General features: G+C 61.4%; 20 protein-coding genes. 3 read left to right on the top strand and 17 right to left on the bottom strand.

Annotated elements, in window-relative coordinates:
- Positions 1 to 44: 44 nt before the first annotated feature.
- Positions 45 to 380, top strand: coding sequence for a helix-turn-helix domain-containing protein (locus ACEOAC_RS09900; protein ID WP_006464438.1), 336 nt, complete (start codon positions 45 to 47; stop codon positions 378 to 380).
- A gap of 34 nt (positions 381 to 414) precedes the next feature.
- On the opposite strand, the gene ACEOAC_RS09905 is transcribed toward ACEOAC_RS09900, so the two are convergent.
- The 3 genes from ACEOAC_RS09905 to ACEOAC_RS09915 form a co-directional block, all read right to left on the bottom strand.
- Positions 415 to 1,647: an MFS transporter gene (locus tag ACEOAC_RS09905; protein WP_413444503.1), complete on the bottom strand. Its 1,233-nt coding sequence runs from the start codon at positions 1,645 to 1,647 to the stop codon at positions 415 to 417.
- 478 nt (positions 1,648 to 2,125) lie between these two features.
- On the bottom strand, positions 2,126 to 3,346 hold the full coding sequence (locus tag ACEOAC_RS09910) for an ABC transporter substrate-binding protein (RefSeq protein ID WP_413444298.1): 1,221 nt from the start codon (positions 3,344 to 3,346) through the stop codon (positions 2,126 to 2,128).
- A gap of 66 nt (positions 3,347 to 3,412) precedes the next feature.
- Positions 3,413 to 4,723, bottom strand: coding sequence for a hydroxymethylglutaryl-CoA reductase, degradative (locus ACEOAC_RS09915; protein WP_413444299.1), 1,311 nt, complete (start codon positions 4,721 to 4,723; stop codon positions 3,413 to 3,415).
- A 220-nt stretch (positions 4,724 to 4,943) separates the two neighbouring features.
- On the opposite strand from ACEOAC_RS09915, the gene ACEOAC_RS09920 reads away from it, so the two are divergent.
- Positions 4,944 to 6,350 carry a PLP-dependent aminotransferase family protein gene (locus ACEOAC_RS09920; RefSeq protein ID WP_413444300.1) on the top strand — a complete coding sequence of 469 codons (1,407 nt, stop codon included), beginning with the start codon at positions 4,944 to 4,946 and terminating at the stop codon, positions 6,348 to 6,350.
- Positions 6,351 to 6,555: 205 nt separating this feature from the next.
- Entirely contained in the window at positions 6,556 to 8,166 is a 1,611-nt protein-coding gene (locus ACEOAC_RS09925; RefSeq protein WP_241812598.1) for a methyl-accepting chemotaxis protein, read from the top strand.
- A 535-nt stretch (positions 8,167 to 8,701) separates the two neighbouring features.
- Here ACEOAC_RS09925 and ACEOAC_RS09930 read toward each other — a convergent pair.
- From ACEOAC_RS09930 to ACEOAC_RS09995, 14 genes are all read right to left on the bottom strand, one after another.
- The gene (locus ACEOAC_RS09930) at positions 8,702 to 9,595 is read right to left on the bottom strand and encodes a prepilin peptidase (RefSeq protein WP_241812597.1); all 894 of its coding nucleotides are present in this window, start codon (positions 9,593 to 9,595) and stop codon (positions 8,702 to 8,704) included.
- Positions 9,596 to 9,643: 48 nt separating this feature from the next.
- A complete protein-coding gene (locus tag ACEOAC_RS09935; protein ID WP_413444301.1) occupies positions 9,644 to 10,096 on the bottom strand; it encodes a lytic transglycosylase domain-containing protein in 453 nt (150 codons plus the stop codon).
- The gene (locus tag ACEOAC_RS09940; RefSeq protein ID WP_413444302.1) at positions 10,097 to 10,420 is read right to left on the bottom strand and encodes a hypothetical protein; all 324 of its coding nucleotides are present in this window, start codon (positions 10,418 to 10,420) and stop codon (positions 10,097 to 10,099) included.
- A gap of 3 nt (positions 10,421 to 10,423) precedes the next feature.
- Entirely contained in the window at positions 10,424 to 12,589 is a 2,166-nt protein-coding gene (locus ACEOAC_RS09945; RefSeq protein ID WP_413444303.1) for a hypothetical protein, read from the bottom strand.
- Positions 12,590 to 12,735: 146 nt separating this feature from the next.
- The gene (locus ACEOAC_RS09950; RefSeq protein ID WP_413444304.1) at positions 12,736 to 13,824 is read right to left on the bottom strand and encodes a hypothetical protein; all 1,089 of its coding nucleotides are present in this window, start codon (positions 13,822 to 13,824) and stop codon (positions 12,736 to 12,738) included.
- Complete coding sequence (locus ACEOAC_RS09955; protein WP_413444305.1) at positions 13,821 to 15,506, bottom strand: GspE/PulE family protein; 1,686 nt, start codon at positions 15,504 to 15,506, stop codon at positions 13,821 to 13,823. Before ACEOAC_RS09955 ends, ACEOAC_RS09950 begins: the two co-directional genes overlap by 4 nt.
- A 14-nt stretch (positions 15,507 to 15,520) precedes the next feature.
- The gene (locus tag ACEOAC_RS09960) at positions 15,521 to 16,201 is read right to left on the bottom strand and encodes a hypothetical protein (RefSeq protein ID WP_413444306.1); all 681 of its coding nucleotides are present in this window, start codon (positions 16,199 to 16,201) and stop codon (positions 15,521 to 15,523) included.
- Positions 16,179 to 17,537, bottom strand: coding sequence for a type 4b pilus protein PilO2 (pilO2, locus tag ACEOAC_RS09965; protein ID WP_413444307.1), 1,359 nt, complete (start codon positions 17,535 to 17,537; stop codon positions 16,179 to 16,181). The genes ACEOAC_RS09960 and pilO2 overlap by 23 nt, the downstream gene beginning before the upstream one ends.
- Complete coding sequence (locus ACEOAC_RS09970) at positions 17,530 to 19,254, bottom strand: secretin N-terminal domain-containing protein (protein ID WP_413628816.1); 1,725 nt, start codon at positions 19,252 to 19,254, stop codon at positions 17,530 to 17,532. Before ACEOAC_RS09970 ends, pilO2 begins: the two co-directional genes overlap by 8 nt.
- 18 nt (positions 19,255 to 19,272) lie before the next feature.
- Positions 19,273 to 19,797: a toxin co-regulated pilus biosynthesis Q family protein gene (locus ACEOAC_RS09975; RefSeq protein WP_413445018.1), complete on the bottom strand. Its 525-nt coding sequence runs from the start codon at positions 19,795 to 19,797 to the stop codon at positions 19,273 to 19,275.
- Between the two features lie 15 nt (positions 19,798 to 19,812).
- Positions 19,813 to 20,538 carry a type II secretion system protein gene (locus ACEOAC_RS09980; protein ID WP_413445017.1) on the bottom strand — a complete coding sequence of 242 codons (726 nt, stop codon included), beginning with the start codon at positions 20,536 to 20,538 and terminating at the stop codon, positions 19,813 to 19,815.
- Positions 20,535 to 21,173: a type II secretion system protein gene (locus ACEOAC_RS09985; protein ID WP_413445016.1), complete on the bottom strand. Its 639-nt coding sequence runs from the start codon at positions 21,171 to 21,173 to the stop codon at positions 20,535 to 20,537. The genes ACEOAC_RS09980 and ACEOAC_RS09985 overlap by 4 nt, the downstream gene beginning before the upstream one ends.
- Positions 21,174 to 21,245: 72 nt before the next feature.
- Complete coding sequence (locus ACEOAC_RS09990) at positions 21,246 to 21,965, bottom strand: type 4 pilus major pilin (RefSeq protein ID WP_413445014.1); 720 nt, start codon at positions 21,963 to 21,965, stop codon at positions 21,246 to 21,248.
- A 195-nt stretch (positions 21,966 to 22,160) separates the two neighbouring features.
- A complete protein-coding gene (locus ACEOAC_RS09995; RefSeq protein ID WP_413445012.1) occupies positions 22,161 to 23,726 on the bottom strand; it encodes an ATP-binding protein in 1,566 nt (521 codons plus the stop codon).
- Positions 23,727 to 24,852 lie beyond the last annotated feature (1,126 nt).

Consider the following 24,852-nt stretch of genomic DNA (forward strand, 5'->3'; position numbering starts at 1 on the left):
GGATACGGGCAGCGCGCATGGCCTGCCCGTATTGAGGAGAGGACATGTTCAGTGAAGAAATCGGCGGCCGCATCAAGGAGATCCGGCTCGCCAACGGCCTGAGCCAGCGCGAGCTGGGTCAGCGCCTCAATACATCCACCGGACACATCAGCTGGCTGGAAGCCGGCAAGGCCATGCCCGGTGGCGAGTTGTTATTGCAGTTGCATCGTGAACTGGCGGTGGACCTCAACTGGCTGCTGACCGGCAGCGAGCCCGAGGTACTACCGCAGGAGGGAGACAAGGACGTACGGCTGCTGGTCGATCACTACTGCCGTTCAGACCTCCAGGGGCGGGAAATCATCCGCATCCTGGCAGGTTATGCGGGGCGGGACTGCGGCTGAAGCGTGCGGCCAGCCCCGCCGGGCGCGGTGGCGCTCAGCCACCTGCGCCCGGGGCCGCGGTCGTTGCCGTAGCCGCTGCGCTTGTAGCGGCTGTGCGCAACTGCACATCGCGGTTCAATCGCCACACCAGCAAGGAGGCCAGCAAGGTCGTGCCGACGATCACGAAACCGACCACATCGAAGTGGCGCAACTGCCCCTCAGGACCGAGCGTGACGATATGCCCGGCCACCACCGAGGCCAGACCGCCGGAGAGTTGCTGGATCGAAGCACTCACCGCATTGAACGAACCCCGCTGGGTGGGCGAAGGGATGGACGAGACCAGCGCCTGGAACGGAATCATGCGCGAGAAGATCCCCAGGAACAGCACCGCGTTGATCAGCACGATCATCGGCACCGTCACCGGCCCCAGGTGGGTATAGATCAACACCATGATGATGGACAGCACCGCTCCGAAACAGAACACCCGGAACTTGCCGACCTTGTCGGCGGCGCGCCCGATCAGCGGACCGAAAGCAATGGTGCACAGCCCGGTGACCAGATAGACCGTCGGCAGGTGGTGCAGATCGATGCCCAGGTTGCCGACCAGATAGGCACTGCTGAAGGGCATGAGCATGAAGCCACCGGTCATCAGCAAGGCCGTCGTGGCGAAGGCAATCAGGTAGCGCGGCTCGGTAATGGTGTGATACAGGTGCATCCATGCGCTGTGCTCCTGCTTGAGCTTCAGGTGACCGTCCACCGGTTGCATCTTCATGCTCACCACCAATCCCCCGATCGCGCCCAGCGCCGCCATGGCCAGGAAGGGGATATGCCAGTTCCAGGTATTGGACAGGTACAGCCCGATCGGGATGCCCAACACCTGGCTGGCCGCAAACGAGGTCTGGATGATCCCCATGACACGCCCGCGCAGATGCGGGGCGAACAGATCGGTGGCAATCGCCAGCGTGATGGAGCCGATCACACCGCCGAAGAGGCCCGTCACGATGCGGGCCAGCAGCAGGCTCTCGAAGCTTTGCGCCAGGCCGCACCAGACTGTGCCGAGCACGAAGCCACCATAGAAGAACAGCAGCAGCCGCTTGCGGTCGAAGCGGTCCGCAAAGCCTGCCGTGAGCAGGCCCGAGGCCCCGGCGCTGAAGGCATAGGCTGACACCACCAGGCCGAACTGCTGCGGCGTGATCTGCATGGCCGGCATGATCACCGCGCCCAGCGGCGACATCAGCATGAAGTCGAGGATGACCGCAAATTGCAGGAAGGCCAGCAGGCCGGTCACGGTCTTCTGGTAGCGGGTGAAGCCCGCCGGGCTGGACGGAGTCGGTGGCGTGGGGGGCGTAGGTGGCGTAGGTGGGCGGGCAGGGCGGTTGGCTTGGGGCTGACTCAAAAGGGGCTCCTTGGCGTATCGGTAGGGCAGTTCTGCCGTGTCTTCGCGTCCTGGCCGGCGTGAACGTGGCCTGACGCTGTGTCGTCGCTGACGGATGAGCGTGCGCGATATTGTCCCGCCGTGTCATGAACGGCGCCCATGGCAGGGGTATTGGTCGTGAGGCGGGCTTGCAAGAGTAGGCGCAAGCGGGAGCTTAGGCAAGCCTGGACCGGCCTTCTCTGCAAAGTTCGCACGATTGGTCAGGCTTTCGTCACATTTCGTATGGGAAATGTGAAGATAAAAAAGCGGAGAGGCCCGTCCTGCGGGCCTCTCCGTCCTTTTGTGCTTACAACACCGGCTAACCCTGACTCAGGGGCCGATTTCCGTCACCTCATTGCTTGAGCAGGTTGCATTTGGATTCCGCCACGGTGGTGAAGGCCTGCTCGCCCGGGATGGTCTCCAGCAGTTTCAGGTAATCCCAGGGCTTCTTCGATTCGGCCGGCGACTTCACCTGGTACAGGTACATGTCATGGATGTTGCGGCCGTCGGCGCGGATGTAGCCCTTGTTGTAGAAGTCATCGATGCGGGTCTTCTTCAACTGTGCCATCACCTTGGTCGAATCATCGGTGCCAATCGCTTCCACCGCCTTCAGGTAGGTCATGGTGGCCGAATAGGCAGCCGCCTGGTGGGTGCTGGGCATCTTCTTCATCTTCTGGAAGAAGCGCTCGGAGAACTTGCGCGAGGGCTCGTCCTTGTCCCAGTACCAGCTGTCGGTCATCATCAGGCCCTCGGCGTTGGCCAGGCCCAGGGCGTGGATGTCGTTGATCACCATCAGCAGTCCCACCAGCTTCATGGTCTTGGTGACGCCGAATTCCTTGGCGGCCTTGATCGAATTGACGGTGTCCTCGCCGGCATTGGCCAGGCCCAGGATCTGCGCCTTGGAGGCCTGGGCCTGCAGCAGGAAGGACGACAGGTCCGAGGATTGCGGCGGGTGCTTGATCGAGCCCACCACCGTGCCGCCACTGGCCTTGACCACGGCACTGGTGTCGTTGGCCAGCGAATGGCCGAAGGCATAGTCGGCCACCAGGAAGAACCAGGACTTGCCGCCCTGCTTGATCACCGCGCTGGCCGTACCCTTGGCCAGGGCCACGGTGTCGTATTCGTAATGGACGGTATAGGGCGTGCATTCCTCATTGGTCAGGCGCGCGGTACCGGCTCCGATGTTGATGTAGACCCGCTTCTTCTCGGCCATCACCTTGTTCATGGACAGGGCCGTGGCCGAGTTCACGCCGCCGATCAACATGTCCAGCCCGCGCTCGTCGGCCCATTCGCGGGCGCGGGTGGCGGCGATGTCGGCCTTGTTCTGGTGGTCTGCGGAGATCACTTCAATGGGTTTGCCCAGCACCTTGCCGCCGTAGTCGGCCACCGCCATGCGGATCGCCTCCAGGCCGCCCAGGCCATCGGTATCGGCATAGGGGCCGGACATGTCGGTGATGAAGCCGATGCGCACGGCGTCATTGGATACCTGGGCCTCCGCCGGGCCGGCCAGGCCGAAGGCGCCCGCAACGGCGCAGGTCGCGGCCAGCAGGCGCAGCTTGGTCGATGTAGTCATATTTGTCTCCTCGTTTTTATCGGCCGCCTGGTGGCGGCTCGTGGTTCGTAATTACCGTACTGCCCGTCAGCCCTGGCTACGTTGCGCCAGCAACTGGCGGGCATAGTCCACCCGCACGTCATGGCTGGCGACCATCTGCTGCACCAGCCAGTCCATTTCCGCCGGTTCGGCACCGGCCGCCAGTGCGATGTTGCGGGCATGCAGCGCCATGTGGCCGCGCTGTATGCCTTCGGTGGCCAGCGCGCGCAGGGCCGCCATGTTCTGCGCCAGGCCCACGGCCACGGCGACCTCGGCCAGTTCCTGGGCGCTTTGCACGCGCAGGATCTTCAACGCTGCGCGGGCCGCTGGATGGGTCTTGGTGGCTCCCCCCACCAGGCCCACCGGCATGGGTATTTCCAGCGTGCCCACCAGGTCGCCGTCGGCAGCGATTTCCCAATGGGTCAGCGAAGTGTAGCGTCCCTGGCGGCAGGCATAGGCATGGGCGCCGGCTTCCACCGCCCGCCAGTCGTTGCCGGTGGCCACGATCACCGGGTCGATGCCGTTCATGATGCCCTTGTTGTGGGTAGCCGCCCGGTAAGGATCGACGGCTGCGAATTCATAGGCATCGACGATGCCGTTGATGACTTCCTCGCCACTGTATTGGTCGGTGGCCAGCACCTTGGCCGAGACCTTCACCCGCGCCCGCGCCAGGCGCAGGTCGGCCAGGTTGGAGAGGATGCGCAGCCGCACGCGGCCGCCGGTGATCTGCTCGATGTGGCCGGCCACTGCCTCGGCCATGGTATTGACGGTATTGGCGCCCATGGCGTCGCGCACATCCACGATCAGGTGGGTTACCACCATGGCGCCGCGGCGGGTATCCGGGAAGACATGCACCTCGATGTCACGGCAACCGCCCCCCAGCTGGTTGAGCAACTGGTCGCGGCTGTTGGCGATGTCGATGATGGCCTGGCGTTCCTTGAGGATGGCCAGCCGCGCTCCGTGCGGGTCGCTCACGCCGATCAGCTGGATCTGCGCCCGCATCAGTGGCGTGCTGCTGGAGGTCTGGAAGCCGCCACAGGCGCGTACCAGTTTGGCCATGAAGGAGGCGGCGGCCACCACCGACGGTTCTTCCACGGCCATGGGCACCAGCACGTCGCGGCCGTTCAGCTGGAAGTAGCCGGCCACGCCCAGCGGCAGCTGGAAGGTGCCGACCACGTTTTCGATCATGCCGTTGGCAGTCGTCAGTGGCAGGCCGCCGGGCTGCCCCAGCAGGGCTTGCTCGGCTTCATCCAGATGGGCCAGCCGGCTCACCTCGGCCAGGCGCTCGGTGGGAGCAAGGGAACGGAAGCCGGGCAGGCGGGAATCCGGGGCCGCACCCGGGAGGGTGTCATTGCGCATGCGTTTGTCTCACTGGTTGTCGTTGGTATCGTCAGCCCGGGCAGGGAAGCCTTGTCCGGGCAGCGCAGGCAGGATAGCAAGCGTGTACCATTGCGCATGGGTACAGTTGTGGCCAACAGCAAGTGAACTGTACCCAAGACAATCCCTTTGCATTGCAGCAAGAATCTTCATATTTTTCCATCCACGGGCCCGCCAGAGGCCTCGCCGGAGACCCATTGCCATGGCTGACGCACCCACCCTCACCAGCACGCTGGTCCAGTTGATCCGCCGCCAGATTGCCGAAGGCCTGCACCCACCCGGCAGCCGGCTACCGTCGATTCGCGAGATGGCGGCGCGGCACGGCTGCGCCAAGAACACCATCGTCAACGTCTTCGATGAACTGACGGCCCAGGGCGTGGTGGAGCCCAGGCGCGGTTCCGGTTTCTTCGTCTGCGTGACGCCGCCGCGCCCCAAGGAAGAAGAGGAGGGCAGCCTGAGCCGCGCCATGGACGTGGTCTGGCTCATGCGCGAACAGTTGAAGCACGACCCCGGCCATCTGCGCCTGGGCGACGGTTTTCCACCGGTGGAATGGCTGCACGATGTGCGGCTGGACAAGTTCCACCAGAAAGTGGTGCGCACCGGCATGGGTGCGCTGTTCGGCTATGGCAGCCGTTTCGGCTACCTGCCGTTGCGCCAGCATCTGGTACAGAAACTGGCCCAGCACGGCATCGATGCCGGCACAGGGCAGATCGTCCTGACCCACGGTGCCAACCAGGCGCTGGACATCGTGATCCGCAACTTCGTGCGCCCCGGTGACCGGGTGCTGGTCGACGAGCCGGGCTACTACATGCTCTATGGCAAGCTCAAGCTCTCGGGGGCGCGCATCGTCGGCATTCCGCGCCTGGCGGATGGGCCGGACGTGGATGCACTGGAGCGCGAACTGAAGCTGCCGGGCAAGCCGCCGCTGTTCTTCACGCAGTCGCTGGCGCACAATCCGACTGCCTCCGACACCTCGCCCCACAAGGCCCACAAGATCCTGCAACTGGCTGACCGCTACGATGCCCTGATCGTCGAGAACGATGCCTTCGCCGACTTCAAGCCGGCCACCGCGCCCCGTATCGCGACACTGGACCAGTTGCGCCGCACGCTCTACATCGGCAGCTTTTCCAAGTCGGTCTCGGCGGCCTTGCGGGTGGGCTTCATTGCCTGCCATCGTGACTTGGCCAGCGATCTGGCCGACATCAAGATGCTGGTCCACATGAGCAGTTCAGAATATTGCGAGCGGACCCTGGACGTGATCCTCTCCGACGGCCACTTCAGCCGCCACACTGCGCGTCTGCGCGATCGCCTGACCCAGGCCACCGAAGCCGCCTGCCACCAGTTGCAGCAACTGGGTGCGCAATTGTTCTGCGCGCCGCAGCAATCCATGTACCTGTGGGCGAGGTTTCCGGCATTCCCGGATGCCAGGCAGCTGGCCCAGGGCCTGATGGCGCGCCATATCGTGTTGGCGCCGGGCAGCATTTTCCATGTGGATCCAGAGCAGGACGTACCCTGGTCGCGCTTCAATGTCGGCTTGTTGTCTGATCCCCGGTTCACGTCGGCGATGGCGGAAATGATGACGACTTCCGGCGCCATTCCCGGCGGTTGAGGCGTTTTTGATCCTCCTAGCCCGCCCGTGGGAAGTGAGGCCGCATTGTCCATGTGTTCTGCCCTTTGCTTTCTTGTCCAGCCTGATCCCCCGTGCCATAGTGCAAGGCAGCGGCAATCGGGGTTGCCGTGGTCAAAAGAATAATGAAAGCATGCTAACTAATGGGGGAGTACCTGTCGGGTGCTTCACTCGGGACGGATCTCAAATGAACATCTTAGGCAATATGAATATTGGCAAACGCCTCACGCTCGGCTTTGCCGTCATCCTGGCTTTTTCCGTGGTGGTGGCGGGGATGAGCCTGTGGCGACTGGAGCAGGTCTCCTCTGCGACCCGTGAAATGATGAGCGATCCACTCAAGACCGAGCGGATCATGGGGGACTGGTACACCAATCTCTCGTCCGGCATTCGCCGCACGCTGGCCATTGCCAAGAGCAGCGACCCGTCGTTGGGGCCCTATTTCGCCGCCGAGGCGGCCGAATCCACCCGTAGTTCCACCGAATACCAGAAGGCGGTAGAGAAGCTGCTGGTGACCCCTCGCGAAAAGGAGCTGTTCCAGAAGATCGGCGAGCAACGCAAGATCTACCTGTCCTCGCGCGACCAGATCGTCAAGCTCAAGGCCGAGGGCAAGGTGGATGAGGCCATGCAGTTGCTGGACAAGACCTTCGTGCCGGCCGCTGCCCTGTATCAGCAATTGATGCGCGACATGGTCGATCTGCAGCGCAAGGATATCGATGACACCGCCAAGGAAATCGACGATATCGCCGCCCAGAGCCGGGTACTGATCCTGGTGCTGGAAGGCCTGATCCTGTTGCTGGGCATCGTACTGGCACGCTACCTGACGCTGGGCATCACCAAGCCGCTGCATACGGCCGTGACCGTCTCGCGTAAGGTGGCCGAAGGCGACCTCTCGGCCCAGGTTCAGGTCAGTACGCGTGACGAAACCGGCCAGTTGCTGCAATCCCTGCGGGACATGAACGACAGCCTGCGCGGCATCGTCACCAACGTACGCACCGGTACCGACACCATCAGCACCGCCTCTTCCGAGATCGCTGCCGGCAACCTGGACCTGTCTTCTCGCACCGAACAGCAGGCCAGTTCGCTCGAAGAAACCGCCTCGGCCATGGAAGAACTCATTTCCACCGTGCGCCAGAACGCCGACAACGCCCGCCAGGCCAGCCAGCTGGCGCATTCCGCCTCGGCCGTGGCCGAGCAGGGCGGGGGCGTGGTCAACCAGGTGGTCGACACCATGGGCGCCATCAACGCCTCCTCGCGCAAGATCGTGGAAATCATCAGCGTGATTGATGGCATCGCCTTCCAGACCAACATCCTGGCCCTGAACGCGGCTGTGGAAGCGGCCCGTGCCGGCGAGCAGGGTCGCGGCTTTGCGGTGGTGGCGTCCGAAGTGCGTTCCCTGGCCCAGCGTTCGGCCTCGGCCGCCAAGGAAATCAAGGAACTGATCAACGACTCGGTGGAGAAGGTCGACGACGGCAGCCGTCTGGTTGAACAGGCCGGTAATACCATGCAGGAAGTGGTCAGCAGCGTGCGCCGCGTGACCGATATCGTGGCTGAGATCAGTGCCGCCAGCGCCGAGCAGACCAGCGGCATCGAGCAGATCAACCTGGCCATCACCCAGATGGATCAGGTCACCCAGCAGAACGCCGCGCTGGTGGAAGAAGCGGCCGCTGCCGCTGCGTCGATGCAGAACCAGGCCGGTCAGTTGATGCAGATGGTCAGCGTGTTCCGCCTCAGCGAGGGCGAACCGGTGGTGCGACGCGAGATCGACGTCACGCCGACCGGGCCTACGCTGCCGGGTTGAATCGCACTTCGAAGACGGCCCCGCGTGGGCCGTTGCCAGCCGTGGTTTGCTATCGAAACGCCTCGGCGATCATGGCGCAAATGGGGAAAATGAAGAATCTCATGGAGGCGAAACCTAGTGCGTACCCAAGCGCTTGCGACAAGTAACGACGAGGGTAGGACGAATCAATGATCATGTGGTAGCGCGCAATCTCTTGGAAAAGGCATGCCACCACAAATGGTCCAAGAAACAAGCTGATAGTGAGAAATTTGGTGGACGAAATAGATAGCTGTTCCACTAGTAAGAGTGTGAAACCGGAGGTAATGCAGCCTCCGATAAACGATACAAGACATCTTGTGATGAAGTGTTCTGCATTGTTTAGCCACATGAGCTGACGTGGCCACGCGAATGCGCGCGTAAAGACAAGGCATGCGACTTCAACAATCGATCGAAGAAAATGAAGGAATAGTTCTTCCATGTGGTCCTAATGCTGGCAAGCGAGGCCACTAACGAGTTTTTCTGAGTCGTTCATTGCTCAGGCAGGCGGGCAACAGGCTCAGATCAACATCAAATCCCCCACCCACCGCCCCATTTCCCAAAACAGCGCCACCGCGCCCGCGACTGCAAGGTAGGGGCCGAAGGCGATGGTCTGTTCACGGCCGGTGTCGCACAGGCGCATCTGCCACAACCCGACCACCGCCGCACCGGTCGACGCCAGCACGATGATCGGCAGCAGCGATGCCCATCCCAGCCAGGCACCAAGTGCGGCGAGCAGTTTGAAGTCGCCGTAGCCCATGCCGTCCTTCCCGGTGAAAAGGCGGAAGATCCAGAAAATACTCCACAGTGCCGCATACCCGGCGACCGCACCCCAGACGGCATCGCGCAGGGGGACGAAGGTTGCAAACGAATTGAGCAGGAGACCCAACCAGAGCAGCGGCAAGGTAAGGCAGTCGGGCAAGATCTGGTGATCGAGGTCGATGAAGAAGAGGGCGGTCAGCGTCCACAGCAGCAGTAATGCGCCCGCCAGTTGTAGCGTCGGGCCAAAGTGCCAGGCGGCGCCGGCAGCGAGCAGGGCGCTGCCCAATTCGATCAAGGGATAGCGCAGCGGAATGCGGGCCTGACAGCCGGCACAGCGGCCGCGCAGGAACAGGTAACTGAGGACCGGAATGTTTTCGATGGGGCGTACCGGACGCTTGCAGGCAGGGCAATGCGAGCGGGGCGTGGCCAGTGTCAGTGGCGCTACTGGTGTCGCCAGTGTCACTGGTGTCGAGGGCAGCTGTCCTGCACCCAGTGATTCCTGCTCGTGTGGGTAAGCGTAGGCCGCTTCCAGCATCAATGGCAGGCGATAGATCAGTACATTCAGAAAGCTGCCAATGAAGAGTCCGCCCAGCGCCGCAGCGCTGATGACGAACCTGGTGTCGGCGAAAAGTGCGTGGGCCAATCCAAACATGCAGTGTTCCTTGAGGGGAGGGGAGAAGCGGTGCCGACGCACCGCTGACTACCTGGCTTCTCTGAGCAGATGGCGCAGGCGGGCGATCACCTGGGTGGCGTAGCGGGCGCGCTTGTCCGGGCTGACGGCGTTGTAGGCGCCGAGGGCTTCCCAGCTCACACCCATGCGCTGGAAATTGGAACCGAGTATCCAGGCGCCGACATGGATGTTGGTACAAGCATCAAGCAGGTCAGATTCACTGATGCGGTAGCGCGCCAGAAATCCCAGCCAGCTGGAATTGATCTGCATGATGCCGATGTCGCGCGTGCCGTTGCGGTTGCGGTTCAGCGCTTTGGGGTTCATGCCCGACTCTTGCTGGGCAATGGCCTGCAAAATCAGCGGAGATACACCGTAGCGCGTCCCCGCTTGTTCGAAGCACAGGTTGGACGCCCGCACCGGCGTGCCGTACAAGGCGCTCGCCAGTGTAGCGCCCAGTATCAGGGCTTTATAGGGACGGTACATTCAGCGTTCATCCTCCGGTGTGGAAGGTCTGGCCTTGACTAGCGGTGCGGCACTGAGGAAGAACACCGGCGCTCCCAGTACCATCGACAGCATGATGGCGCCGGGGTAGCTCAGTACCCGGAAGTGACCGAGCCCAAAGGCCAGCAACAAGGTCGCCACGCAGAGCAGAGGTAGCGCGGCAGAGCGCGTCCGGCCGGAGGGAGCGACCGGTACGTGACCCCTGCGTGCACGCCGCAGGCGGAAGTACAGGTAGCCCAGCAAGAACGGGCCGCCATAGGCTAGGAGCAGGAACAGCAGGATCAACATCATTTTGGCAGCGTGCATCGCTTATTCCGTGATCAAGTAGGTCCGTACGCGAATTTTCTTGAACATGATGAGCTGGTAGTAGTGGATTGCACCATAGTTGGTGCCACCTTTGTTATAGAAGTTAAATTCGAGGTATCCACTATCGAAGAAGATCTTTCGTCTGTCCGGGCCACTGGGATCCTTCGGGTTTCCGACCCTTCCATCATCATCGAGATAGCAATTTTCACAGGTGCCGGCCGGCCTTCTAAACTTCGGTGCGGTCCATTCCGACGTGTTTATGGGAGTGTCGTTGAACTCGAACCGCACGCGGCTGTAGTTTTCATCCGGGTAGGTCCCCCCCGCATTTCTATTCGGGTGAAAATACAGCCCATTGTCGGGGCCGTGCGGCACTTGTATGTTTTCCCAGCGCTTGATGATGACGCCATCTTTCCAGTGATTCAGGGTGACCGGTCCCCGGATGGTCTGGCCCCAATACGATCCGGGGTTAATGTACCAGTCCTTCCAGCTAAAGTCGGCGGCCAGATATTCGTTGGTATCGATGGCCCATTCCGTGTATTTCTTGAAAGGCATCTTCCACTGTACGCCGCCGCTGCCATTGGCGGTACACCTCAGAATGCCCGACTCATCACCATTGCTGTTACTTGCCAAGGCATTGATCTGATCGGTGTTGCATCTGTCACCTTCTTTGGCGACTTCTGCCTTGGGGCGCGCATAGATGCTGGCCGACCACACCAAGCTGCTGCCGCTGCCCGCCTTGCAGACCAGCAGATTGGCCACGCCTTGCGCCGTGATTTCAGCAGCCATCATGCCCTTCGTGGTGCAGGACTGTCCCGATACCTGACTACCCATGGCTGCGGGTTGCCATTTATGTTCCCTGCAGATGGCCATCAGGCCGTTGGGCAGATAGGCGGCTGAACCGTCCGGGCTGCAACTATCCCCGGAATTGACTTGGCTCAGGCCATAGTTGTTGTTGGCGCTCTGCCAGCTGCCGGCGGCGCACATCATCAGGCGTCCAGTGGTGTCCTGTGCCAGCGCTAGATTCTGTGCGCATTTCGTACCCAACGTGACGAAGTCGCCATTCACCAATAGACGGGCGCCGTCGCTGGTAAGCTGGGTGCCGTTCTCGATGTTCAGATGGGCGGTGCTAACACCACCCTTGGCGTTCAACTGGCCTGCCACATCCAGCGACTTCTCCATCTTCACAGGGGCCTTGAAGGTGGCCTCACCATTGACCACCAGCGACTGGATATCGGTAGCACCCTGGACCACCATCTTGCCCAGCGCCGTCAGGGTACCAGTGACATCCAGCGTGCTGTTGAGTTTGGCGGAACCATTGGCCGTCAGGGTGCTGGTGGTTATGTGCTGCGCCTCTAATTCTTTGAGATTGGTGATGGAGTGATTGGCAAAATCCCAGTCCGCCGTCGGCTTGAGCGAGCCGTCGCGGCGGATCAGTTCCAGCGCGACGGCGGCTGCATAGCCATTGCGCCAGGCCAGGATGCCTGGTAGGCCCGTGGTGACGTTTTTCACCCGCTGCTGCACCGGATTGGGAACGCTCCAGGCACCGGCGTAGGCTTTCAGGTCGAACTTGGGATTGATGCTGCTGGTGGCGGCGTCACGATCGGGCAACCCCGAACTTGCACCTGCACCGTTGGACATGCGCAGCAGCGCCGACATGTCGGCATGCACCAGCGCATAGGGCTGTACGTTGAAGACCAGCGAATCCAGATTGATGTCGGTCCCAGCCGGCGTGCGTTTGATGACGATGCCGTAGACGTTGTCATTCTTTGTGGCCGCGCTGCCGGTGGCGCCGCCCGTGACCACCGTGGCATGCACCGGCAACAAGGGGGCGGCAGGAATCTCCCGGGCCACCAGGCCGAGGGTCTGCAGGTCGGTCAGCGTTGGCTGCAGGATGTTGGTGACCTGATGTGTCTTGCTCGCGCCGGCAGCATCTGTGTAGCTGGCCGCGAAATAGCATGATTTGTCAGGGCTGCCTGAGGCTGGATAGCTGACCTTGGCACAGCTGTCGGGGTAGGTGCTACGGTCGATGATGTGCGGATAGTACAGTGTCATGTACGCGCCTATGCCATTGTTGATGCGCGCATAGGCAGCGTTCTGCGCTTCCAGCACGGCGGTCTGGCGTTGCTGCGAAGCCCAGTCGGTGCCAACCGCGCCGGCTGTGCCCAGCATGGCCGTGGTCACCAGTGCCTGGCCTAGTGCGAAACCGCGTTGTCGGCGGTAGGGGTGGCGCCGTGGGTGCCGATGGGGGGCAAGGAGAAGACTGCACCGGGGGAAGCACAGCAGCTGCTGCGCGATGCGATGAAGTAGGGAAGTCATCAGTTCCTCTGCGAGGTTTGTTGGGTTTTCTTTTGCACGGCACTCTGCAGTTGTTGCGTGGTCGCCATGAAGCCCAGCAGCATGGAGGCCAGCGCGACACCGCAGAGCAGGAGCATCACGCTGTTGAGACGGGCAGACGATTTTTCGATGGAGGTGGCGATGCGGTCGATGGAGCCGGTGCCGATCTTGACGAAGGCTTCCACCGGATCGCGGCGTTCGGAGGCGTCCATGATGCGGTCTTCCAGGTCCTGGTTGAGCACGCCGGTGCCGAAGGCGGCACCGAAGTTTTCAGCGTTGGCAGAGCTGATGCCGCGCAGGATGCTGCGGACGTGCCAGCGCATCCATGGGGTCGAGTAGCGCACCGCCTGCTCCAGCGAAGAACGCAGGGAAATTCCCGAGCGCATCAGCGAGGCCAGCGAGACGATCAGCATGGCACCCGAATAGTCGCGGTAGACGCTATAAGGCAGGCGCTTATCGAACGGCCGTCGGCTTGGGCCGGCCCAGTGGGCCAACGAATACATGAAGGCGATGAAGAGGATGACATTGGTCCCGATCATCAGCAGCCCGTAATGCCGCACGCCGTTGGCAACGGCGGCCAGGGCCTTGCCCGAGGCTGGCCACTCGCTCACGGGCATGATCGATTCCAGCACCGGAATGGCGTAGAACGAAAAGCCCAGCAGGATGGCGTAGAACAGCGCGATCAGGAACAGTGGATACATCACCGCGCCCTTGATGGCAGCCGTCATGCGCTCGGTCTTTTCCACCGTGCCGGAGAGGAAGCGCAGGCCCTCGGCCACGCTGGCGTCGCCAGCGGTCTGGGCGGCATCGAGCATCATCAGTTCCGAGGTGGGCGCCACGCCCTCCAGCGCCGTGGCCAGGGAGCCGTTGATGGCATTCCTGAGGATGTGGCGGTACAGCAGGGCCATGCCGCGGTCGCGCTTGCGGGCGCGCTTCTCATACTTCTTGAAGGTGGAGAACAGCGGCACCCGGTCTTCCAGCGACATGGCCAGGTCGAAGTAGAACTCGGCCCGGCGTGCGCGCAGCTGGCGCTTGGCCATGCTAAGTTGCAGGTGTTCGAATACGTTCATGACATTCTCTTGTGCACGATCTGGCGGAATCCTTTGGGATGACCAAAGGTGGTCTTGAAGTAATAGGGGTCGATCTGCCCCTGGGTCAGGCTGTAGAGGGCATGGCCCCAGGCGGCTTTGCCGCGCATGTCGGGGGCGTCGAAGGGAGCTGAGCGGGCGGCATGGTAGTGGTCACGCGCATCCAGATCGCGTCCGGCCAGCAAGAGCCGCAGCAGGTCGTTGTCGGGCGTGATCACCTCGGCCGCCACGCATACGCCGCGGGTACCGGCGTGCGACAGCTGGCTGTAATCCACGCCGGGGATGCGGCAATGGACGCAGCCGCTGTCGCTGGCGCACATCATCTGGTCGATGTCGAGACCGAACACGGTTTCGTAGGCGTTCAACTCCTCAGCCGGCAGGCGCTCCCTCGCGGGCAGCTTGCAATGCGGGCAGTTCCTGGGCAGCAGCGCCTGATAGACCAGGATGGACAGGAATTCCGGATTGCAGACGGCATGCCGGTCCAGTCCTACCATTTTGGAGGTCAGGCGCGAGACGATGCCTAGGGCCGAGGTGGCATGCACGGTGGTAAAGATCTTGTGGCCGGTTTCGATGGCGGCCTGGGCGATTTCGCCGGAGAGCGGATCGCGCACCTCGCCGAACATGCCGATATCGGGGTCCAGCCGCAGAAAGGCCCGCATGGCGTTGAGGAAAGGGTTTTCCGCGCCGATGGCATTGGTCCGCTGCACCGAGAGATGGGTCACGCCCGGCACGATGTACTCGACCGGGTCTTCGATGGAAATGATCTTGCGTTCGCCACCGGCCGCCAGCATCGACAGCATGGAATTGAGCGTGGTGGTCTTGCCCGAGCCGGTCACGCCAGCCACGAACACACCGCCCCAGGCCGACTGCATGGCCAGGTCCAGTTGCTCCACCTGGCTGGGCAGGTAGCCCAGTTCCGGCAGGGTCTTGACCTTGCTGGAGGAACTGGCGCTGGAATGCAGGATTCGCAGCACCACATCGAAGCCCCCCACCGAGGGGTGGCTCTGGTAGCGCAGGGTGAAATCGCGGTCCTTGTTGCGGATCGGGATCATGGCCTGCTGCGGCAGGCGGGCATTGAAGGCGGCGTCCGAGCGCGATAATTCCTCGGCCTGCACGGTAAAGGCGGCGCTGACGGCATCAATGACGATCTGCGCCGGATAGCTGCCGATGCGGCGTATCACGCCATCCACGCGGGCATTGAGCACGGCATAGTCGCCGCGCACCTCGAGATGGGCATCGCTGGCGCCGATCTCGATGGCGCGCCCGACCATGTCGGCGAAGTAGTTCAAGGGCTTGGACTCGGCGATGATCAGGTCAATCCCCGATACCGCCCTGGTCGCCGCCGCCTCATGGTTGGCGGCGACCTGATAGTCGAGGACCTCGAAGACGATAGGCTCGGCGGTGAAGAACATGCGTGGCGTCTTGCCGTCGCGCTTGAGGCGGTCAAGGATGTGGAACCACTCCGAGGACAGGTTCACGCCCCGGGTGGCAACCATGGCAATCACGCCCGCTTCCATGTTGAGCACGGCGATGCGCTCCTGGTTGAAAGTGCGGTATTTTTCGGCCGGCCACATCTCCAGCACGCTACGGAACTGCGGCAGTTCCTCGGCGCGCCGGAGATGGGCCATTTCCAGGTTCGGTGATGACTTTTTTTCGGGAAGCATGTGGATGCCGCTTATCAACGCAAGGCCGGTGCCGTATTACCCATATTGACGCGATCGCCCGGGCTCTGGGGCTTGCCGCCGAATTCCAGGGGCGGTAGTCGGCCTTTTCCCGGTAACTGGCTTGCCAGATGGCGTGCCTGGGTATCCGCTGTGACAAACGCGCGCGAATCGTCGCCGCCCTTGGGCACGGAAAGGAACAGGCAGGTCTCCTGTTGCTGGCAGGCCTGCACCGCCGCACCGCGTTTTTCCCTGCCCGCCTTGATGCTGTCCTGGGGGCTCTTGGTCAAGAGCACACCTTCCTCCATGAGGATGATGTATTTCCACGGCCCCATCTTGCGCAGCGGCCCAGGCACAGGCACTACGCGTGACTGGCCGTTGACATCAAGTTCGGCCTTGTAATTGCGGTCGATTCCGTACAGGCCCAGCAGCACCGGATTTCTTTCCACCACGGGTTCAGCAGGAATGTCGTTGGAGGGATTCTTGCTGGCTGGATTGAGGCGGGCAGCGAATTCCCGTTCTCCGACTTGTTTGGCGAGCTTGATCATGTCGCCTAGAGTGGCGCCCTGGTCGATACGGCTGGCGCTCGCATCGGACGGTGCTGCTGCGTCCTTGGCATGGCAGGGTAGCGCCGCGCCTAGCAGCAAGGCGGTGAGTGCGACCATCGGCGGCAAGTTAGAAGTCTTTACCTTTTGCATAATATTTTCCAGATAGCTTGTAGCGGGTCTTTTCAATGGGCGCGACGGTCTTATCCGTGTCGAGTTCGACCGTGATGCTATCGATAGCCACGTAGTCTTCCAGCACGATGTCCTCCATGGTCCACAGTGGTCCTTCTATGGCCCAGACCGCGTTGACTACTGGGCGTACCAGTTGGTTGACGTCTCCTTGTCCGGCGAACAGTTGTGCCGGCTCCACCTTGACTTTGATGTCCATCATGGATAGGTCTTGCAGGGTGCTGAAGAACTTCGATGACACTGTGCTGCGCAGCGGCAGTGCCGCGCGCGTCAGCTTCGGTGGTGGAGGTACGACCGCCGCAGCGTTGTCCAGGCGGTGCTGCGTCACCAACTGGGCACTGGTGAGATCGTCGGGACTGAAGACGTCGTATTGCGGCTGGCCCATCGCCGAGGGTGGCAGCGCATGTCCGAACTCGGCAAAGTTGCCGTAGCTGCGGATCCAGGAGGCATTACACAGGGCCGGGGTACATTCCACCTTGCTCAGTCTCCAGCCCTTGATCTGAAGCGGAATTTGCTTCAGACCGCCCACCATGCGCTGAAGGCTGATCTGGCCGAGGCCGGTAACAGCTCCCAGATCAACGTCAATCTTGTTTTCGTAGACAATGTTGGGATCGCTGGCGATGCGTGCTTGCTCGTCGGCGAGCTTCTTGTCCCGGGCCAGCTTGTAGGTGACCGCGCCGAAGCCCACCACGAAAACGACCGCCGATGCCGCCAGCAAAACAAGCATTTTCCTGATGTCGGGAATCTTCTTCAGGCGCACCTTGGCCGTGACTTCGTCCAACACCAGGTCCCAGTCGATCTCTTCCACATTGCCCAGTAGATCGACTGCACCGACCCGCCGTACCGAGCCCGAGTCGGTGAGCTGCAGGAAGGTGTTGATGCGCTCGCTCACTACCTCGGTGTTGCCGATGACATCAAATCCCGGCACCGGCTGTCCGTCGCGCAGCACGACCACGCAGCTGCGCTTGGTATCGACATGGAAGGCGAAGATCTCTTCGCCGCCGTGCGAATAGTTCTGGCCCAGCAGCAGTGCCAGCGAGACCAGTGCGCCCCGCCCCTTTCCATGACCACCCGGGTTGGAAGAGAAGAAGCCGATCTGGGTGCCATCGGGTGTGATGCAATAGCTGTGCTCGTCCTCGGCCCGGGCAGCGCTGAAGAGTTTGCTCCGTTCGCCCTTGGTCAATGGCACCCAGTGCAGGCCAGCCACCAGGGCCACCTTCTCTTTCGGGAAGATACGGCTGTGGTCTACGACCGGTCGGGTTCTGCGGACCGGCTTCTTGTTGAGTAGAGTCTTAAACATCGGTCAGTCGTGGGGTGATCAGGATCACGAAGGATTGCCGGACGTTGGAAGCGGTCTTGCTGGCGGCGAGGCCATCGACGCTGCCGCTGTTGCTGGAATTGGTCTGGGCCTGGTCATACCCCAGCATGACCAGCGTTTCCCCCGAAGGCACCACCATGCGTTGGCCTACGGTGAAGGCACTCACGTTGGGCAGTTGAATGGTTTGCCCGGATGAACTGAATGAGGGCAGGCCCTTCAAGCTGGAGATGTTGATATAGGTCTGCAACAGCACCTGGTTGGAATCCAGCACCACCGGCAAGAAGGCCAGGGACATGCCCGTGCTGATCTGCCCCGGCGTCAGGCTGGGGCCGGTGGTAGTGACGCTGCCCACCTGTCCGCCGGCAACGACTGCCGCCTGGGTCTGCTTCAGGTAGGCCTGCTGGTTGACCACCATCAGCGGTACCGAGACTCGGTTGGAGGTCACGGCCACCCCCGAATAGGTGGTCGAGACCCGCCCAAATGTCTTGAGCAACTTGATCATCGCGTTAGTGCCGTTGCCGTTCTGGTAGCCGATGGTGAAGGGGCTGCCGGACTGGCTGGGCAACAGCGCCGCGGGGGTGGTTGACGAGAAGCCGTTGCGCACCACGTTCCAGTCAATGCCGGCCGAGAACTCGTCGTTCAACTGTACTGACAGGACCTGGATTTCCAGGCTGACTTGACGCATCAAGGATTTGTTGACTTGCTCGATATAGTTTTCCACGGCCTTCATCGGTTCGGCGGCATCGGTCACCGTGATCACGCCTGATTTGCCGTCGACCGAGAATTTGCCGCCGCCGGAGATGAGCGAACCCAAGGTCTTTTCGATACCCCCCCAGAAGTCGGATTCGAAATCCATGCTGGCCGAACTGCCGCCTCCGCCGCCTCCACCACCTCCACCACCTCCACCCCCGCCGTTGCCTCCACTGCCTCCACCATCGCCGCCAGTCGAGGCTGACAGCGAAGCGGAGTATTTGAAGGAAGTACTCAGGGTCTTGACGAAGAAGGTACGGGTGCTGAGGCGATAGAAGAGGATGCGGTCATCCTCGTACTTCCACTGTAATCCTGCGCGCACGGCCACGTAATCCAGCAGACCCGCAAACGAGCCGGCGTAGTTGAGCTCATAGGTATTGCCATACGTCTGGTTGCTGAAGTTGAGATCGCTCAGATTCTTTTCGCCGAAGGCGCTTTTCTCGCTCGCGCTGCCCTGCGCACCCGGAAGCGGCAGGGCGGCTGCGGCGAGTGCCGCGCCGGCTGTGGCTCCGACTGTGAAGCGCGAGGCCGGCATGAGCGCGTCGGGCGTGAGCAGCATCGGTACGCCGGTCTCGCTGGCGATACGCTCGACGATGGTGGCCACGGAATAACGTCCCGGGAAGCGGAAGGCCACCTGGCGCATCGCATCCGGTAGTGCTGCCTCGCGTGACAGAGGTATGGAGCGTGTTGCGATGATCAGGCGAGTATCTTTGATCGCATAAGCCGGGCGCGGTTGGGGCGTGGTCAGTTCGGCGCGTGAGCTGTCCGTGCGGGTGATGACCTTGTCCAGGGTCCGATCGGCTCGGCGCCAGGTGCTGCACGCGGTGCACAAGACACTGATGCCAATGATCAGGATAAGCATGTGAGCACAACGGCGGCCTTGCCGCAGACGCTGTACCGCCGGCAGATGGAACTGGTTCAGGGGGACGATGATCTGTTCGATGGTCATAAGTTACCTTGATGGGCCTCAGCGAGCCTTACCTTCCAGATAGCCGCCGATGCGGATGATGCGCAACTCGCTGTTGATGCGTGCCTGCACCGGGTAGTCGGTGGTGGCCAGTGACTCCACTACGGCGCTGACCACCTGCTCGATACGACCGGATAATTGCAGCTCGGTCTCGATGGGGAAATCGCGCGGTGCATCCCACACCAGTTGCCAGCCGGCTTCTTGCCCCCACCGCTGCAACATGCGGCGCACCGAGACATCGGCACGTCGTACCTGCCACTGCTGCACGCCCGGGTCGGGATGATGGTCTATTGCGGAAACGCCAATGCCGTTGGTCAGTTCGGGCTCAATCGCGGCGCCCTTGGGCAGCCAGGCGGAGGCGCGCCCAGTGGCGGCAAGTGCCTCTGCATTGGTCGGATCATGCCCCCCCACTTGCTGGGCATGGACGGGAATGCAGACCGCCAGGAGGGCAAAGGTACGTAGCCACCGACGGGGCAGGCCGCAAGGGCGGGTGCGATGAATGAGGTGAACCGTGACTTTGTTCATAAGTAGATGTCATGCCTAGAGAGCGTGGTTATTGCTCGTGAGGAAGAGGGTGAAGTAAGGTAGGGCGGTTTCGCACAGGAGGCTCAGCGTGGCGGGATTGAGGGGGGTATAGGGGTCACTCTTGATCACAAACACGTTGGCCAGCGGCGTGGTCAGCGCACGGTTTGCATTCAGCGCGACCGAACGCAGGGCCGGTTTGGTGACATCTTCACCGGTAGTGGCCGCGCCGGCCAGCGCGTGCCGTAGTCCAGCAGTATTCAGGGTCGATTCCAGGTTCTGCACGATGTCCGGACACAGGCGCGCAGGCAGACCTGATACATGCAATACCCAACTGCTCCTGCCGCCGCCGATCAATGGCTCCAAGAACAACCGCCCGCCCCAGGTATTGTTGATTTGGGTCTTGTCACCGACGCCAGCCCCTACATATTGCCGGGCCACGGTGGCACCGCTGGCTAGTGTGCCGGTATCGATTGGGGCGGAACCGTCATCGTTCACCAAGAAATTCTGCAGTGACAGCATCGTCTGTTGCAAAAAGCGGGATGACGAGCTTACCTCGGCCTGATCAAGCTGCTGACGCAATACCTCCAGCGAGGCCACCACCAGAATGGCGGAAATGGCCATTGAGACGGATAACTCAATCAGCGTGAAACCACATTGGCGCAGCCGTTGCAAAGGGGCATAGGTGGCTCTGCCAGGGATGTGTCTGGTGTCGCCGCGCTGGGATAGGGTGAAAGGGGTCATCGTAGTTTGGATCTCACTAGCAGTACACCGAAGTTGTTGCCAGCGTCTCGACAGGCCGCAGCCAGCGCAGTGGGTGCAAGATCCTGGCCCAGATTTCTGACGATGCGCGGGACGGCGACGTTAAGGCCAGCGCTGATGGTGATCGCAGGCAGGTTTGCGTCAAGGCCGACAATGAGGGCCCAGCCAACTGGGTCGGCCATTCCGTCGGGAAAGACCACAAGTGCATCAGCTATCGGCGCGAACTGGAACAAGAGGTCGGTGCAGTGCTCTGTCGGGATGGCATTCAGGTATAAGCCCCAAGCCCGAGACGCAACTCCGATCGGTGCTACGCCGACGGCACCTCCGAATGGATGGGTCACGGTGACGTTGTTCCCGGCGCGCCGGGTGATGAGGAAGTGGTTGAACGCGCCGAAGGACACCGCCTGCCGCAAGGTCAAACCGCCATAGTTGGGCAATTGGTCATAGGCATCGTTGATGCGCCTGATCGCGTTACCATTCTCGGCGGAGAGTTCATTGATTCTCTGTTGTGCGAGCAGCCATGTCGTGCCGGTAATACCGGTCAGCACGATCATGCCGGCCAGGGCCAGGGCCACGGAGAGCTCAACCAATGTGTAGCCGGAGTGGTGTTTTCTCATAGGAATGCGGATATTTTCTTTAATGCCGCCCCTCGGACAGAGGCGGCATCGAAAAGAGCTATCCGAAGCGCATTACTTCCAGTTGATCAGGCCGATGCTCACGGAGGCGTTGCCGGTGCCGCAGGCACGCGCATGGGTCATCGCCGCGATATCGAGTGCGCCGTTCGGCAGATGTCCTTGGACTACCGCAGCGCCGCCTGTGGTAGGGACTGGGGCACCACCACCAGCGTTAATTGCACGCATGCCGGCCAAAGTCAACGTGGCAATGCCCGCAGGGGTAATAGAGCGGGTCCCAACCACGGCCTCGGGTTGAACAAGAATGCCGCGTACGCCGCTAGCAGAAGCGGAAGAGACAATGTCGGCACACGAGGCAGTAGGAATGCCAGCCAAAGTGACTACAAAGCCAGTGTTGCTTGCCGCGCCGGTGAACACGGTTGCGACATCAACGGTGGTGGGGAAGCCAAAGCGGTTATTGGCGGTGCGGAGGGGGGCGACACCGAAAATATCGAAGGCTGCGTCAAAGGCGCCGAAGCCAATGGCTACTTCTGTTCCCAAGCCGACGTAAGAGTTGGCCCGGGCATAGATCTTGTCGATCTGGGCCATCATGCGGGGTATGCCGCTGACCACATCATTAGCTCGCGCTTGCCGCAGCACCACCTGCACCAGCGCAATGGCCGAGACCAGCAGCACGCCGGCAATGGCAACAGCCACTGACAGTTCGACAATGGTGAAACCACTTTGCGTACGTGGAAGGATGCGCGCCTTGTGTATTGCGTGAGGGGAGTAAAGCATTTTTAGTATTCCTTGAACTTCGTTAACGCCGTCTGAAGGGACGGCTCTGGTGATAAAACATGGGATGACCAATACAGGCGGGCGATGTGCTCGGGCCAGGCAAGCAGGGCGCCGACGCAGTTTCGCGGACTTGTCCGTCTTGATCTGTGTTGCATGGTCGTTATCGTCGGACCGGCGATTTATTTCCTCACGGGTCTATCTCCTTTCTCGTGGATCGAAACGCTTCGCCTGGATCGGCAGGACGAAGCGACGGGAATAGCTCAATACCCGCATGAAGCCGGGCAGGCGGAATTGCAGGATGTCGTCCTTGACGGCAGCAAACAGGTTTTGCACCGAGGCCAGGGCATCGACATCGATGTCGCTGGAGAGGTGGCCGATGAAGAAATTTTCGGTCTGCGTCAGCAGGGAGTAGCTGACCGAAGTCGGCGACTGGGTGGAATAGACAATGCCGATGCCGAACTTTGCGCCTTCCTTGGCAAAGCGGGCATAGATGTCGGTGGTGTTCTTGCCGGCGGCCTCGACCGGGAAGATCATGTGCGCTTCTTCGAAGTAGATCTGCACGAAGCGCTCGGCCAGGGTGTTGGTGATGAACTTGTGTTCCTGCTGCTGGAACACGGCGGTGGAGATGACGCGCGAGAAGTAGCGCGCGATGCGTTCATTGGCCGCGCCCAGGTCGATGATGACGGTCTTGCCGGTGTCGATGGCGCGCAGGGTGTCATGCAGAAAATCGCTGGCGTTGGCGGAGTGGAACTGCAGGCATTCGCGCAGGAAGTAGGAACCCACGCCGTTGGTCTGGCAAAGCAGTTCTTGCACCACGCGGTCTTCCTCGTCGAACAGTTCGGTGCGGCCCACGCGCAGGTTGGGGTCGTTTGAATACTTGAGTGCGAAGGCCGAGAGCACGCGGATCTCCTCGGTCATCTCGAGGAAGCTGGTGGGCATCGGCGGCGGCACTTTCGATTTGATCGCCTGCCAGGCGGCCATGCGCAGCGCTTGCGTGAAGCCCACATTGATCAGTCCGCGTGTAGCGATTTCGGCGCAGACCGCCTCGCCCGGATCGAATCCTGCATCCTGCAGCAGCGTCCAGAACAGGCATAGCTTGCGGAAGGCGACGGCGCTGTCATGGGTGCGCCCGCCTTTCAGCGCCGATAGTGCGGGGAAACGGATCATCAGGAAGTTGCGCACCTCAGGGATATCCAATACCGAGGGTGTGAGCAATTCGGAGAAGATCGTCAGGGCGGCTTCCGGGATGTCGTAGAAGTTATAGCGAAGGAACTCGCCGTTGCCGCGTGGCTGGGTTGAGAGGTAGTACACCTGGACGCGCTCGGGGTAGGCCGAGGCGATGGAAAAATTGCCGTCCTGGGGATTGTCGTTGGCGTATTCGCCATTGACGTCGAACACCAGCTGGCCGACTTGACCACTCTCGCGGGTGGCATTGAGCACGCCTTGCATGAGCAGCTTGACGACGTTGGATTTGCCCAGCCGGGTCTTGCCGAACATGGCGGTGCGCTTGCCCACCACTTCATTGATGCTCATGGCCACCGGCATCGGGTGCGTAGCTTTGCTGGTATGTTCGCCCCAGCGCACATGGCCCAGTTCGAAGGTTTCGCCGACGTCATCCGACAGTGCCAGCAGGGCGCGCAGGATGGGCTCGGGCAGGACGTAGCATGCGCAGGAGGGCGAGAGCATCAGCGCACCATAGGCCGGTAGTCCGGCATAGTAGGACAGCCTGCCGCTGCGCTGGTCGACGCGGCAGCTGCCCATGACACGGCAGTGCAATTTGCACGTGGTGGTGTGGTCATCACGACGTGCCGTAACTTGCAGGAATCGCGCGAGGACAAATTCCTGAGTGCCGTTGGTGGACCAGTCAGGCGAGGCGATGGCGAGGAACTGCCCAGGGACGATACCTGCATGACTCAGCCGTTCGTAAGACGAACCGGCGGTGACTTTCAGGCCGTCCTGAGTTTCGAGCAGACCAAGGCTATCTTCTCGCGCAAAAAACATATCGTCGTATCAAAAATGAGGTGGGTGATCGGGTTCCAGAAATAGCTGAAACCTGTTTCACATCGTTCCAACCATGAAGCCGATTTGCCGACCTATGGATTGAATTTCTTCCTTGCTTGCCATTCTGTTCCCGAGCTAATTCGATCAGTCCCGCAACGCAGAGCGGTTCTGTCTTGCGGATTCGCGGCGACGGCAGTGTTTGAGGTGGGTGGCTTCGCATCCGATTTGTGCTCTCGACGGATGTGGACGGAACACTGGGGCTGACACCCGATGACGTCGACGATGAGAGAGGAAGGCGAGAGCGTTGCTCATGGCTTTATTGGTGGAGCGACTGCGAGATGCTCCACGGCGGTAGCGCTGCAAATCATTTATTCGGAGCGCTAATTTATTCCAAAATTTTTCGCCAGGACATTCACAACGGACGAGATTTGTTCATAAAAAATCAGCACCCGTGCAAAACAATTTCATATTTTCTCTATGCGGATGTGTCGTTGCATGTCACTGGCGGCTGCCGGCTTCTCTGATTGGGAGATACGGTGCGATGTCAGTTCGGTTCCCCGCCGGCGCCAGCCTGCTCGCGGAATTTGCATGACGACGCTAGCCGTTGGAATTTCACTTTGAAGGGGAGGGGGCGGGTCGCTGCCAGAAGTGATCTCCTGGTTATTTCCCTGCGCGCTCGCGGCGCTGGTGGGCGATCTACGTTCACGCCCTGGCCGCGCCGATGTGGCAGGTCGAAAAGTGTTTGATCAGATGGGGCAGGTCATGCGTGTCAACGCGGGACCCGTTCTCGCGGACGGAGAGGTGAATAGCACTAGCGTGCAGTGAAAAAGAGGGGGCGCCGCACACTGATTGGCACAACGGGTGATGCCTTAGACGTCGCATCCCC

This window comes from Herbaspirillum frisingense (assembly GCF_047325095.1).
In the GTDB taxonomy this organism is placed as follows: Bacteria; Pseudomonadota; Gammaproteobacteria; order Burkholderiales; family Burkholderiaceae_D; genus Herbaspirillum; species Herbaspirillum frisingense.